The 13,139-nt window shown below is 57.6% G+C and carries 12 protein-coding genes; 4 read left to right on the forward strand and 8 right to left on the reverse strand.

The genetic code is table 11. The features are described 5' to 3' along the window. Nucleotides 1-94 precede the first annotated feature (94 nt). The 6 genes from fliS to C8D92_RS12090 form a co-directional block, all read right to left on the reverse strand. Complete coding sequence (gene fliS, locus C8D92_RS12065; protein ID WP_095609572.1) at nucleotides 95-496, reverse strand: flagellar export chaperone FliS; 402 nt, start codon at nucleotides 494-496, stop codon at nucleotides 95-97. A gap of 39 nt (nucleotides 497-535) precedes the next feature. Continuing rightward, nucleotides 536-2,521 carry a flagellar filament capping protein FliD gene (gene fliD / locus C8D92_RS12070; protein WP_116919486.1) on the reverse strand — a complete coding sequence of 662 codons (1,986 nt, stop codon included), beginning with the start codon at nucleotides 2,519-2,521 and terminating at the stop codon, nucleotides 536-538. A 454-nt stretch (nucleotides 2,522-2,975) separates the two neighbouring features. After that, complete coding sequence (locus tag C8D92_RS12075; protein WP_095609574.1) at nucleotides 2,976-3,419, reverse strand: flagellar protein FlaG; 444 nt, start codon at nucleotides 3,417-3,419, stop codon at nucleotides 2,976-2,978. Nucleotides 3,420-3,499: 80 nt separating this feature from the next. Then, complete coding sequence (locus tag C8D92_RS12080; RefSeq protein WP_116919487.1) at nucleotides 3,500-4,960, reverse strand: flagellin N-terminal helical domain-containing protein; 1,461 nt, start codon at nucleotides 4,958-4,960, stop codon at nucleotides 3,500-3,502. Between the two features lie 388 nt (nucleotides 4,961-5,348). Beyond that, nucleotides 5,349-5,657 (reverse strand): hypothetical protein, encoded by a 309-nt coding sequence (locus tag C8D92_RS12085; protein ID WP_207775169.1) that lies wholly within the window; start codon nucleotides 5,655-5,657, stop codon nucleotides 5,349-5,351. Beyond that, complete coding sequence (locus C8D92_RS12090) at nucleotides 5,654-5,845, reverse strand: addiction module protein (RefSeq protein WP_116919488.1); 192 nt, start codon at nucleotides 5,843-5,845, stop codon at nucleotides 5,654-5,656. The genes C8D92_RS12085 and C8D92_RS12090 overlap by 4 nt, the downstream gene beginning before the upstream one ends. A 414-nt stretch (nucleotides 5,846-6,259) precedes the next feature. Between C8D92_RS12090 and C8D92_RS12095 the strand changes: the two genes are divergently transcribed. The 3 genes from C8D92_RS12095 to C8D92_RS12105 all read left to right on the forward strand — a co-directional run bounded on the left by C8D92_RS12095 (nucleotide 6,260) and on the right by C8D92_RS12105 (nucleotide 8,997). Then, nucleotides 6,260-6,499 (forward strand): type II toxin-antitoxin system Phd/YefM family antitoxin, encoded by a 240-nt coding sequence (locus C8D92_RS12095; protein ID WP_116919489.1) that lies wholly within the window; start codon nucleotides 6,260-6,262, stop codon nucleotides 6,497-6,499. 1 nt (nucleotide 6,500) lies between these two features. Beyond that, nucleotides 6,501-6,887 (forward strand): type II toxin-antitoxin system VapC family toxin, encoded by a 387-nt coding sequence (locus C8D92_RS12100; RefSeq protein WP_116919501.1) that lies wholly within the window; start codon nucleotides 6,501-6,503, stop codon nucleotides 6,885-6,887. A gap of 589 nt (nucleotides 6,888-7,476) precedes the next feature. Then, the gene (locus C8D92_RS12105; RefSeq protein ID WP_116919490.1) at nucleotides 7,477-8,997 is read left to right on the forward strand and encodes a flagellin N-terminal helical domain-containing protein; all 1,521 of its coding nucleotides are present in this window, start codon (nucleotides 7,477-7,479) and stop codon (nucleotides 8,995-8,997) included. 573 nt (nucleotides 8,998-9,570) lie between these two features. Here C8D92_RS12105 and C8D92_RS12110 read toward each other — a convergent pair. Together C8D92_RS12110 and C8D92_RS12115 are read right to left on the reverse strand one after the other, a co-directional pair. Further along, the gene (locus C8D92_RS12110; RefSeq protein ID WP_116919491.1) at nucleotides 9,571-9,894 is read right to left on the reverse strand and encodes a nucleotidyltransferase domain-containing protein; all 324 of its coding nucleotides are present in this window, start codon (nucleotides 9,892-9,894) and stop codon (nucleotides 9,571-9,573) included. After that, on the reverse strand, nucleotides 9,884-10,312 hold the full coding sequence (locus tag C8D92_RS12115) for a nucleotidyltransferase substrate binding protein (RefSeq protein ID WP_095609579.1): 429 nt from the start codon (nucleotides 10,310-10,312) through the stop codon (nucleotides 9,884-9,886). Before C8D92_RS12115 ends, C8D92_RS12110 begins: the two co-directional genes overlap by 11 nt. A gap of 556 nt (nucleotides 10,313-10,868) precedes the next feature. Between C8D92_RS12115 and C8D92_RS12120 the strand changes: the two genes are divergently transcribed. Continuing rightward, entirely contained in the window at nucleotides 10,869-12,872 is a 2,004-nt protein-coding gene (locus C8D92_RS12120) for a tetratricopeptide repeat protein (protein ID WP_322852808.1), read from the forward strand. Nucleotides 12,873-13,139 lie beyond the last annotated feature (267 nt).

Below are 13,139 nucleotides of genomic sequence, written 5' to 3' on the forward strand. Positions count from 1 at the left end.
ACAGCCAGCATGCCAACGCATTTCTTACATCGCTGAACAACAACCGAGATGCCCCTTCCCTCTCACAATCGCCGGGAAGGCGGCCCCTCCCGGCTCAGACGGCGGCTTGCTGCTTCTCCACGACTTCGTCGCGGATGCCGTCCCAGCCATCTTTGACGGTTCTGAGCAGTTCCGCCACTTCGTCAAGCTTCTGCACATCGTTGTATCGGTTCGCTTCGAACAAGGCCCGCTCCATATAATCATAGAGGGCCTCCAGCCGGGCCGCCAGTTCACCGCCCTGCTCGAAGTCCAGGAAGCTGCGCAGCCCACCGATGATTTCAGTCGCCTTGTTGATCAACTGACCCTTGCCCGCGTAGTCGTTCGCCTGCATCCGCGCCTTGGCCATGTTGATGCGTTCCAGCGCGCCGTTGTACAGCAGCTGGATGAGCTTGTGGGGGTCCGCATCCGTGATGCTGGTCTGGGTGTTGACCTGTTGGTACTGTTTCAGACCGTTCATAGTTGACCTCTTTGATTACCGGAGTAAGCGGGCGACGGATCAGTTACCGCCGCCGCCTCCACTGTTGCCACCACCAAGCGTGGCGAGTTGTTGCGTCAGAAACTGCTGCGTGCTGTTGAACTGCGAGATCCGGGCATCCGCCGCCGAGAACTGACTCACCAGGCGTTCGCGGTATGACTGGATGCGATCATTCAGCTGCTGCTGCTCGTCCGAGATGTTTTCCAACTCGCGATTCAGCGAGTCCGTCTTGGTACGCAGGGCACCGTCGAGACCGACGATATTGGAAATCGTATCGACCGTCCGTTCACTCACCCCTTCAATGAACTGGATGGACCCACGACTCCCTGTGCTACCGCCCGTGATACGGACCTGAAGGCCGCCGGCCTCACCCGCATCGCCGTCCAGGAACAGGACCTGCCCGTCCCCCTGCGCCGTTCGACCGTTGATGGTCCCGGCCACATCCTGACCGGCCGTACCAGACTGCGTTGACAGCCCCAGATCCGCTGCCGTATTGGTGTCCACCGACGTGATACTGACATTCGAATCACTGCCAAACGCCGTCGAATTGAACTGCAGTGCCCCGGAACCATCAACGGAGACCGACACCGCCTTGTCCGCCGACGACAGCGCCGAGCTGCCATTCAGCTGGGACTGGATCTCACTCGCCAACTCGTCACGGGTATAGCTGCCGGCCGTCAACTGAATACTCGCGGTCGTATCGCCATCCACCTGAAAGGTCAGTTCGTCGTTGTCCGCGTCGACCGTCACGCTCGCGGGCGTCGTACTACTCGCCAGGAACCCACCCTGCTCCGCCGTCTGGGTGAGGTTAATGTCGTACTCGCCCGGCTGGGTATCGGTGCCACTGCGCACGAATTCCACCTGGGAATCCGTAGTCCGGCCCTGTTCGGCAAAGAGGGCCGTCACGTCGTCGGGGTTGGCCTTGAGCTGTTCCTGAAATTTCTGAGCATCAAAATTCAGCTGGCCCGTCTGAAAATTCGTCGTAATGCCCACGTCCGCCAGGCTGCGCACGTTCGCGTCTTCCAGCCCCGGCACGACCGATGTCAGTTGGCGACTGAGCTGATTCTCAATGTTGCGGACGGTGGAATCGCCGGTCAGAAGACTCCCCCCGGCCTCCGGGCTGAAGGATGTCAGTTCACTGATGGTGCTTTTCAGCGTGTTGAACTTGTCGACAAACGCCTGGACCTTGTCCGCAACAGCCTGCGTATCCTGACTCACCTCGACTTGAGACTGACCCGTGTCGTTCAGCGTAAACGACAGGCCATCCACCACCCCTTCGACGGTATTCGTCGAGCGGGTGACTTCGATGCCATTGACCGACATCTTCGCGTCTTTGGCCGTGACGGTTTCTTCAAGATTCTGGGTCGTGTCGTTGAACGCGAACCGGGACAGACCACTGGCATCGGTGTTGTTGCCATCGCCGGTATCCGTAACGGAGATCTTCGCCGCGTTGGCCGTCCCCGTGTCGTCCGAGGACATGACGAGTCGGTAGCCATCGCCAGTGTCAATCACCCCAGCAGACACCCCGGCGTCCGCATCATTGATCGCATTCGCAATGCCCTGCAGCGTGTTGTTGCTGCTGTCGATCGTGACGTTGGTTGTCTTGTCACCAACGGAGATGTTCAGCGTCCCCTGCCCCAGAGTCGTGGAATCCCGGTCCACGAAAGAGCCCGACGCCAGTGATTGTCCGGAGGCAAGCTGAGTCACGTCGAGATTGTAATTGCCCCGGGACGCTTTCGCGCTGTCGACAGACACCTGAACATTGTCCCCGGAAGACGACGCGGAAAACGACTGGAGCGCATCCGGCGAGCCCAGCTGACGCATCGGCAGACGCACATCGGTCACGGCACTCCGAATCTTGCCGTAGGCCGAAATCAGCGCTTCCGTCCGCTTGGTTTCCTGGGTCAGTCGGGTTTCAACAGGCTTACGCTCTGCCGCAACCAGCTGATCCACCAGGTCCGAATTGAGAACACCGGACCCAACGCCCAGTGATGATATGCCTGCCATAATCACTTCCTCCCCAGGAGGACGATTGTTCTTTCTATGTCCGGTTATCGGCAAAAAGCGGCAAACCTTTGCCCCTTCCTCCGACAGTTTTGTAACAACGCGTTACTACCAGTCTAACGCGAGCTGATTACTTTTTAACCATCAACGCCACTGAAAAAAGATCTTTTAGCCACGGAAAAACACAGAAAGCACGGACAAAAAGTAGCAAGAAGCAAGAAGCAAGAAGCAAGAAGCAAGAAGTGATCATCCTCAGGTTGCGGGATACACCCTCTTGTAACTTGCCACTTCGTTTTCGCCCGCAGGGCGCTTTCCGTGTTCTTCCGTGTCTTTCCGTGGCCACATCCTCTTTTCCACGTCATTCCGCGGTTTCCGCGGAGAGAACGAAAAACACCGCCGGCCCTCACGGGACACGGCGGTGCTGACGCCTATCACCAAAGCCGAACCGGCAAAACGATCAGACTTTGATGTCCAACAACGTCAGCGGTTCATCCTGCTGCAAAGATTCTGCCAACCTCATCGCCAACTCATCCGGAATCTGCCGGACCACTTCGTCGGTTTCCTGGTCGATGACCTTCACAACGGTCTCGCCGGATTCCCGGTCCACTTCAAATTCCAGATCGCGCTGCACAGTCTGAACAAAGTCGTTCAACTGCGTAACCGCTTCGTTCAGGGCCTCTTCCTGTTTCTCGTTCTTCTGATTGAGACGCTCGGCTTTGGAGGGCGCAGCCTCGGAAGACTGGGGAGAAACCGGCTGAGAGGTCGAACCGGCCGACGTGGCGGTTGGAGCAGAGGTCTTCTGACCTTCGGCTGTCAGAGGTGACGCATTGGCCCTAGCCGGAACCGGACCATTGTTCTGGACCAGCTTCAGATCCGGGCTGTTCAGGTTTACGTCAGACATGACTCACCCCACTTATCTCAAACGGCGTTCAGCCGGCTCCCCTCGTTAAAGAGAGAAGCCGGCTGTTACCGAAGGGTCCCTTACTGCAGGAGGGACAGTACCTGCTGCGGCTGGGCGTTTGCCTGCGCCAGAACCGAGATACCGGCCTGCTGCAGTACCTGAGACTTCTGGAGCTTCGCCGTTTCGGCGGCGAAGTCAGCATCCAGGATTCGGCTGTTGGCGGCGCTCAGGTTTTCTGAAGTAGTCGCCAGATTCGAAATGGTGGATTCGAACCGGTTCTGAGTAGCACCCAAAGTTCCTCGAAGCGAATTTACCGTATCTATAGCGCGGTCAATGTTCGTGATCGCATCATTTGCCCCGGCCACTGACGAAATATCGAGGTTTTTTACCGAATTGGATGTGTTGACTTCCTGAGTACCAGTGGTGAACCCCTGACCTTCAGTGCCAGCAGCAGCTTGAGTTGCGGTAATCGAAAAAGACTCATCACTATCAAGAGACACCGTGCCTGTGACTACAATATCCATTGCACCCGAAGCATCGATATCACCGCTACCAAAAATATCCGAGGTAGCACCGGTGCCACCAAACTGTATGTTCCTGCCGTCCTCAGCAGTCAGAACCAGTTCACTAGAATCATTGAGTGAGGCTTCAACACCGGTCTGATTACTAACAGTATTAATCGCGTCTCTCAGAGACCCACTGGTATCACCATTAGTTACCTCCGAAGTGGTAATGTCTACGCCATTGATCGTAAATTCACCTGGAGAAATACCCGAGGCCTCTGCACTAATAGCGCCCAAGTTAGTTTCAGTCGCGTTCGCTTCAGCTGTGACTCCTGTAGTGCCAGCTACTGAGTTGATGGCATTCGCGAAAGCGAGCGCTGACCCCGTATCACCGTCGGTTGACACGCCGTCTGACTCTGTACTGATGGTAGTGCCGTTTATTTCAAGATCAAGGCTCCCGTTACCAATATTACCAGCAGCTACACCGTCAGAAAGCGTTGAACCAGTAGAATCGAAAGTTGCGTTTGCACCCAAAGCACTGGATTGCGCATCGCCGATGGACACAGAAATTGTTTGATTAGCGTTCGCTCCAACCTGAAATTGCTCGCTTTCAAAACTGCCATCCAAGATGTTTTGACCGTTGAACTGAGTAGTTGTAGCGATACGATCAATTTCCGACACTAATTGGTCGACCTCTTCCTGGAGAGAAGCTCGATCTGAAGCGGAGTTCGTACCGTTCGCTGCCTGCAGCGACAAATCACGAACGCGCTGCAGAGAGTTAACCGTCTCCTCGAGCGCGCCTTCAGCAGTTTGCGCAAGCGAAATACCATCATTAGCATTACGCTGCGCAACATTGAGACCAGAAATCTGTGACTGGAAGCGTGTGGAAATCGCCAGCCCCGCCGCATCGTCCTTGGCCGAATTAATCCGCAAACCTGAGGACAGCCGCTCAAGAGCCTGGTTCTGAAGATTGGACGAGCTATTCAGCTCATTCTGAGCACTCAAAGAAGCAACGTTTGTATTAATACCGAGAGCCATGATGCGTCTCCTTCATACCGTTTATCGGTGTTTTCGCTTGAAGGTCAGGCGCCCGGCTCTGGGAGCGGGTGCGCCGGCCTGTTACTCCGCTTAACGGCACCCGGTCCGGGACCTTTAAAAATTTTTCGGGGAAGTTGGTAACGGAATGTAAAGAGACATGTTCTTTGCCGCGGAAACCGCGGAAGAAAGAAGGTTTTAAGGCTTTAAAGTCGGAAAGTTTTAAAGCGGGCAGGCCTTGGGTGGGGGCGCGCCAACACTTTAAAACGTTCAGACTTTCAAACGCTCAAACCGTTCTACCCCGCCCGAAGGGCGCTTTCCGCGTTCTTCCGCGGCAGCCAATCTCTACCTCTCCACCGCTCAAAAAACCGGCAACGCCCTGGCCCGACATCTACTCGCGCGAACGCAGTCTCTGTAGAGATTTTTCCGGCTGTTGGCGCATATCGAGAACGCCAAGGACCACGACTTTTTCGTCATCCCATTCATAGTAAATATTGAAGGGAAAACGCTTGGCGCGGAGGCAATGCGCTCCAAAATGAACGGGATGGATCCCCGCAAAAAAGGTGAGCCCTTCGATATCCGAAATCAGGCTATCGAAACAGTAGTCGCCCAACCCGCATTCCATTGACTCGTAGAAAGACACTGCCGCGTCCAGATCCCCAACAGCATCATCCAGCAGGACGACTCGACGACTTTTCAACGCGCCCCCCGTGCCTTCAAAGCGGACAATTCCACCTCGCGATCTGACGACTCTTTCATGACCTGCCGACGCTGCTCAAGGACGGCACCGTGCCAGGCAGGCGGTTCCGCAGATGCTTCCTCAAGGGAGTCCCAAAGCTGCTCCATGGCCTGCAATTTCTCAAGTGTTGTCATCGACTGAATGTCCATAGACACCTCATTCTCCAGAACCCGCTCAGTACCAATACCTTAACAGGATCGTGACACTCCAGCATGGGTCAGTCGGCGATTCTAGTGGCAAGGAGGATTGCGGGTCGCACCTGTAGGCAATGTCTCGGTTTTTTTTCGCCGCGGAATCCGCGGAAGGGCGCGGAAGAAAGAAGGTCTTAAGGCTTTAAAGTTTGAAAGTTTTAAAGCGGGCAGGCCTCGGGTGGGGCACGCCAACACTTTAAAACATTCAGACTTTCAAACGTTCAAACCGTTCTACCCCGCCCGCAGGGCGTTTCCGCGTTCTTCCGCGGTTTCCGCGGCGAATGGTCATTGCAGATCGGTCGCTCTTTGTCGCCGGACCGAAGACAGCATGCTAGACTAACTTAATCAAACTAACACGAACACGAGGATGGTATGGAATCCGTCAATATGCATGAGGCCAAAACCCGCCTGTCGCAGCTGGTGGCGCGCGCCGCAAACGGTGAAGCGTTCATTATTGCCAGGGCGGGAAAGCCGGTTGTCCGGGTAACGGCCATTGACGCGCCCGAGACAAAAGCGCAGAAGCGGCTCGGTTTCCTGGCCGGTGAATTCAACGTCCCGGACGATTTCGATCGCATGGGGCAGGAGGAAATCACACACATGTTCGGTGGCTGATGTGAATCTGCTGCTGGACACGCACATTCTGCTTTGGGCGGCCATGACGCCCCACAAATTGTCATCGGCGGCACGCACGCTCATCAGTGATGGCGATAGCACGCTGCACTTCAGTGCCGCCAGTCTGTGGGAAGTGGTGATCAAGAACGGGCTTGGTCGGCCGGACTTCCGGGTTGAGCCCCATTTGCTGAGGCGGGGTCTTCTGGACAACGGCTATCAGGAATTGCCCATCTCGTCCGCGCACACGCTGGCCGTTGGCCACCTCCCGGAGATTCACAAAGACCCTTTTGATCGCCTACTCATCGCCCAGGCCGAGTCGGAAGGCTTTCTGCTATTGACCGCCGACGACCTGGTGGCACGCTACCCCGGACCGATACGTCGGATCTGACGTTGTTTCGCTGCGGAAGGATGCGGCAATAATGAAGGTCTTAAGGTTTGAACGTTTCAAGGTCGGAAGGCATCACCTGTCGTCGATGTGTTCAGGTTCGTAGTCTCTCGGCAGGGTGACCGCTGGGTTCGCCGCGGAATCCGCGGAAGGACGCGGAAGAACGAAGGCTTTACAGTCTGAACGTTTTAAAGTGATGGCGCGCCCCACCGGAGATCTGCCCGCTTTAAAACATTCAGACTTTCAAACGTTCAAACCTTTCTACCCCGCCCGCAGGGCGTTTCCGCGTTCTTCCGCGGTTTCCGCGGCGAATTTTCAGTGTTATTCCGTGGGTTCTGTGGCAACTACTCCCTACCACTCCGCCGCTCAAAAAACCGGCAACGCCCTGCCACCCCACCGCCAGAAACCCGGCAACGCCAGTCTTTCAAACCTTAAAACCTTCAAACTTTAAAACCCGATTCTCTCCAACTTTCAGCACCTTAAACGCGAATCTAAAATTCTGGCACACCCTTCGCTTCCCCGGCTACCAACAGAACCAAAGTCCAAATCCGTCGGCGGTCTCAGGCCGGCTTTCTGAGCAGGGGGAAACGACATGCCTCAGATCATCAACACCAACATCGCGTCGCTGAATGCGCAGCGCAACCTGGATCGGACCCAGGGCGATGCCAACACGGCTCTGGAGCGTCTGTCCTCCGGTCTGCGGATCAACTCCGCCAAGGACGATGCGGCGGGCCTGGCCATCTCAGAGCGGTTTACGTCCCAGATTCAGGGTCTGAATCAGGCCGTTCGGAATGCGAACGACGGCATTTCGCTGGCGCAGACGGCGGAGGGTGCCCTTGGAGAAACCAGTAACATTCTGCAGAGGATGCGGGAGCTGGCCGTTCAGGCGGCCAACGCAACAAACTCCGCCTCAGACCGACAAGCACTCCAGGCCGAGGTGAATCAGCTCAAGAAAGAAATGGAGCGGATTGCGACAACGACTGAGTTCAATGGCCTGAAACTGCTGGACGGCACCTTCCAGGCTGAGAAGTTTCAGGCTGGTGCCAATGAAAATCAGACCATAGCTGTCTCCGTTGGCGGAACACGAATTGATCAGATCGGCAACAACACCCTGACGACCGCCAACTCACAGGACAACGAAGGCACAGGCTCCGTAACAGCGCCCGCAACGAACTTGCCGTCGAACAACACGATCGCAACCCAGGATCTAACCATATCCAGCTCACTGGCGACCGAAACGCTGAACTTCTCCGCGGGAGCCACGGCCGAGGACATTGCCGCAGCCGTCAACAATGACGCCCAGTCCACCGGCGTGGAAGCGTCAGCACGGACCGAGGCCACATTGTCAGGCATCACCGAAGCAGGCGTCGTTTCGCTGGAGTTGTCTTCAACCGGTAATACCGGCGACTTCTCAACAGTCTCCGCCAATATCACCGACACGAATGATCTCAGTCCGCTTGCAAGAGAGATCAATGCCGCATCGGGTCAGACGGGGATCACCGCAGAGGTGACCGCCGACGGTGAGATTACACTCACCCAGTCCACCGGCAAGGACATTGCCATTCAGAATTACACGTCGGATGGCGCCACGGGTGAGATTGAATTTGCCGGCAGCCAGGACACTGTCACTCCCGCCAACACAACGCTGGTGAGCGGCGGGGCGGACAGCGCTATTGCATCCGGCGAGATCACGCTGGACTCATCGAACAGCTTTACAGCAAGCTCTTCTGTCGCCAACACGGCTGGTAGCATTGTCGACGCAGCGCCAGGCGGTACGGCCGTCTCCTCGACGGAGGAGAACGTGGATGAGGTCGATATCAGCGACTTCGAGGCTGCCACCAAGTCGCTCGGCATTATCGACAGCGCGCTGGAAGAGATCAGCAGCGTGAGAGCCGACCTGGGTGCGGCCCAGAACCGGCTGGAGTCGACCATCGCCAACCTGAGCACAACGTCGGAGAACCTCTCCGCCGCGCGCTCACGCATTCGCGATGCCGATTTCGCCCAGGAGTCGGCCGAGCTGGCCCGGACCCAGACTCTGCAACAGGCGGGCCTGTCGGTCCTGTCCCAGGCCAACGCCAGGCCCCAGCAGGTGTTGCAGTTGTTGCAAGGGTAATGGCGCAACGAAGAACGGATCAGGGGAGCTTTCGGGCTCCCCTTTTTTGGTTTTAACGTTTGAAGGTCTGAAGGTTTGAAAGTCGGAAGGTCTGAAAGCCGTGTGGGCGTCAAACGGTCGCCGATGTCTCGTTGTTTTCGCCGCGGAATCCGCGGAAGGACTCGGAAAAGGCGGTTTTAATATTTTAAGGTCGGGAAGTTTTAAAGTCGGAAGGTATGCACCTGTAGCCGATGTCTCCGACTTCGGAGTCGTCCAGGGGACGACCAGCCTGACTCACCGAACACCTCGACGACCAATGTAGGAGCGAGCCTGCTCGCAACATAATCCGCCGACGCACACAATGGATAGCGCCTTAATCCGTCGCTTGCAGGCAAGCTCCTACAGTGGCCGGATCAGACCGTCTCCGGGGGATTCGGCAGCCTTTCAGGCTGCTCCGAAGTCGGAGACATCGGCGACAGGCGCCTGACCGCCTTTTTCTCCTTCCCGCCCAAAGGGCGGTTTCCGTGCTTTTCGTATTCTTCCGTGGCAAACCGTCTCTTTTCCGCGTCGTTCTGCGGTTTCCGCGGCGAATGCTCAGGCCAGCCGAATACCCACCCGGTCAATATGCGCCTTCAGGTCCGGCTGGTCGATCTGGTGGTAGAGCGAGAGGTCGATGCGCCAGGGCAGCAGGAGGTCGTCCAGTTGCTGCTCGATGGTCAGGAACTCGGACCATGGCATGTCCGGTGCGATAAGGGTGAGATCGATGTCCGAGCCTTTGCGGTAGGTGCCTTTCGCCCGCGAGCCATACACAATGGCCCCGTTCACCGATTCATGGATTGCCAGAACAGACTGGATGCCATCCAGCGCCGAGGCGGGCAAGCCAAGCTGGTCATTCAGTGACGTCGCCTCAGAGGCCATGGCGGGCTTCCTCCGAGAGCATTGTCATCTCCAGCGTTCTCAGCAAACCATGGTACTCCAGACGAACCTGAGCCAGGATCGCGTCGGCCGTATCTTCGTTATAAGTGTGCGAGGTCCGGTTCCGGTCCACCAGCATTCGCATCCAGGCCTCGCCGTCCTCGATCAGGCCGGCGGAAAAGGCTTCGCGAATGGTGTCGCGCGACCCTGTGATGTGGGCAAGGCCTTGCCACTTGAGGTAGTCCCGTAACAGGTTCCACCCCAGCTCGTAGTTGTATTCAAAGGCCTGGATAACACCCTGCTTCTCAAGGCGGGACAAGGCCCGCTCATCCGCCAGCGCCATCGCTTCATTGAGCTGCGCCAGTGCTTTCTGAAAGTTCCGTAGTCGCTGTTGCCAGCGGATGTCTTCCGAACTCGTCACCTGAGAGCATCTCCATGGCCGGGAATGTCCGACAAGGATAGCGCCTTGACGGGATACCGGTCACCTGCCCGGCACTATTGATAGGGCAGGTTCGCCGCGGAATCCGCGGAAGGACGCGGAAAAAAGAGACTGAATGATTGCCACGGAAAAACACGGAAAGCACGGAAGCGCCCTGCGGGCGCGAAGAATTAAGAAGATGAGTGAACGACTTGGTCGAAAAGAGAGGCTTTGCTTTTAGCTGTTCTCTTTTTCAGTTTTTCCGTGTCCTTCCGTGGGTTCCGCGGCAAACCCAGTGGTCGCCCTGCCGGGCGACTCCGAAGTCGGAGACATCGGCTACGGTTGCATACCTTCCGACCTTAAAACTTTCAAACCCTAAAACGTCGATACCTTCTCTTTTCCGTGCTTTCCGTGTTCTTCCGTGGCGACCTTCTCTCTTTTCCGCGTCCTTCCGCGGATTCCGCGGCGAACCTGGCACGTCCTTCGCTTCATCCCTGTAAACCGTCAAAGAACAGGCAGGCCTTTGCCGCACGGCGGCGGAAGGGCCCCAACGAGGTGGATGATGAGCGCACAACATCAATTCCAGAGTCAGACACAGGACCGGGCAACCCAGGCACTCCGGCTTCTGGAAGCCAATCAGGCGTACCACGAATCGAACGATCCGGTTCACAGCCACCCCCAGCGTCTCGCAGCCCGCAACAGGTGCCGCGAATGGCTGCACGATGTTCTATCTTCGGAGCCCGCTCATCCGGCCGCACTGGGCCTGCTCGGTCGTGTGGCCATGGACGACGGGAATCTCGACAACGCCGCGTCGCTGTTCCAGCAGAGCCTCGAAGCCGATCCGAGGCAGCCCCAGCAGTACACCAACCTCGGGTACTGGGCACTGCGAAATGAGCGGCCGACGCTCGCAGAGAAATACTTCGAACAGGCCCTGAAGCTCGACGCGCAATCCGCGGCCGCCTTCTGTGGGGTGGCCCACGCCCGCCGCCAGCGCGGCGAATTTGATGTCGCCTACCTCCACTACCGTTCCCTCGCCAACCGGGAGCTGGATTGGCCGACGATCTATAGCGGCATGCTCACCTGTGCGACCCACCTGACCGTGGAACAGGCCGATCAGTCACTGGCGGAAGACGCGATTCGCATGCTGCGGCGGGACGACCTGCCCCATCAGGAGCTGAACGGTTTTGTCAGCGCCCTGATCCGCCAACGGTACGATCTTGACAACCCGAACGCCGACGTTTTTCTGGACGCGGCCAGCCAGGACGAGCTGCTGTTGCTGGCCCTGGAGAAGACACTGCTGCCAGACCCCGCCGTTGAAGGCCTGATCACGCGACTGCGGCAATCCATCGTGGCCGAGGTGGCCCAAACCGCTGAGCTGCGGGACGAGCTCCATCCACTGGTGAGCTCATTGGCCATCTACGCGGAACGAACCGGCTACGCCCTGCTCGTCGAGGAGGATGAGGTGCGCCTGGTCGATGCGGTCAATCAGAGCATCACTGCGCAGCTGGCCATGGGGGAGTCACTTGAGTCCATTGCGGGTTCGGTGATGATCAGTGCCCTGTATGGTGCGCTTTTCCATCAATCCTTCGCACCACAACTCGGTCAGTGGAAACTGACCGAATGGCCACTCGTGATGCAGCCGATGATGGCCGCCAGCTATTACCACCGGGCGACCGAAGAAGCCGTCAAACAGAACTTTGCGGAGAAGGCCGAGGAACTCCGGCTCGAACGCTCGGATGTGCCCCAGGCATGGCCCAGCTGGCGTCATCTGTCACTGCAGACGGAAACCAGCCTGAGACAGATCCTTTCACAGCGCTTCCAGATCGACACGGTAGGGCTGCCGGAGACGTTGCGCATGATGGTCTGCGGCGCCGAGTCAGGTCAGCGGGCGCTGGAACTGGCCGCTTACCTCAGCGATGTCGAGGTGGTGGCCGTCGACGAGTCCTTGTCCAACATTGCTCAAGCGACGCGACGCGCTGACGAAATGGGGCTGGACAACATCGTTTTCTGGCCATGGTCCCTGGCCCGGCAATTCGTCGCCGATGGCCACTCCGTTAACTGGATTGAGGTGGGTCGGCTGCCATCACAGCACATGACGGACCTGTCGCTGGCCGCCGTTGTTGAAGACGCGACCCAGCGTGGCGCCGTCGTGCACCTCAATACCTGTCCGGCCGAACAGACCCGCGGCGATCACCAGATCCGCCGTCTGATCGAACAGCACCAGCTCGATCCGACAGCGACGAACCTGCGCCGCCTGCGTCGAATGGTGATGAACAACCATCAGGACCCTCTCTGGCAGGATCTGCTGGGCACCGGGGATTTCTACGCGCTCGGCGGCTGCCGGGACCGGTGGTACCGCCCGCAATCCCGCGAGCAGCTCCACGACATGATCGGACTGCTCTGCAACGAAGTGGACTGGAAACTGCTCGAGGCTCTGGACGACGATGGCCACGCTCTGGCCACAGGCCCGGTTCAGCAACAGCTACAGGCCGAGGCGAGCGGCAACCCGGTGCAGAGCGTGGTCGGGCAGCCGCTGACGTTGTACTTCCAGCGCCGGCGGTGAGGGTTCGCCGCAGAATCCGCGGAAGGACGCGGAAGAAAAGAGACTGAATGATTGCCACAGAAGAACACGGAAAGCACGGAAGCGCCCTGCGGGCGCAGAAAAAGAAATAAAATGAACGTAAGAGTTGGTTGAAAAGAGAGACGGCGCTTTCTGGCTGTTCTCTTTTCAGTTTTTCCGAGATGGGATGGTCTCCTCCCCACTCCATAGCGGCGTCGCTATGCGCCAAGATAGATGTTGCAAACACTATCGACGAGTTAAGGAGGAGAC

Origin of the sequence: Tamilnaduibacter salinus (assembly GCF_003096655.1) — a bacterium.
GTDB classification, from domain to species: domain Bacteria; phylum Pseudomonadota; class Gammaproteobacteria; order Pseudomonadales; family Oleiphilaceae; genus Tamilnaduibacter; species Tamilnaduibacter salinus.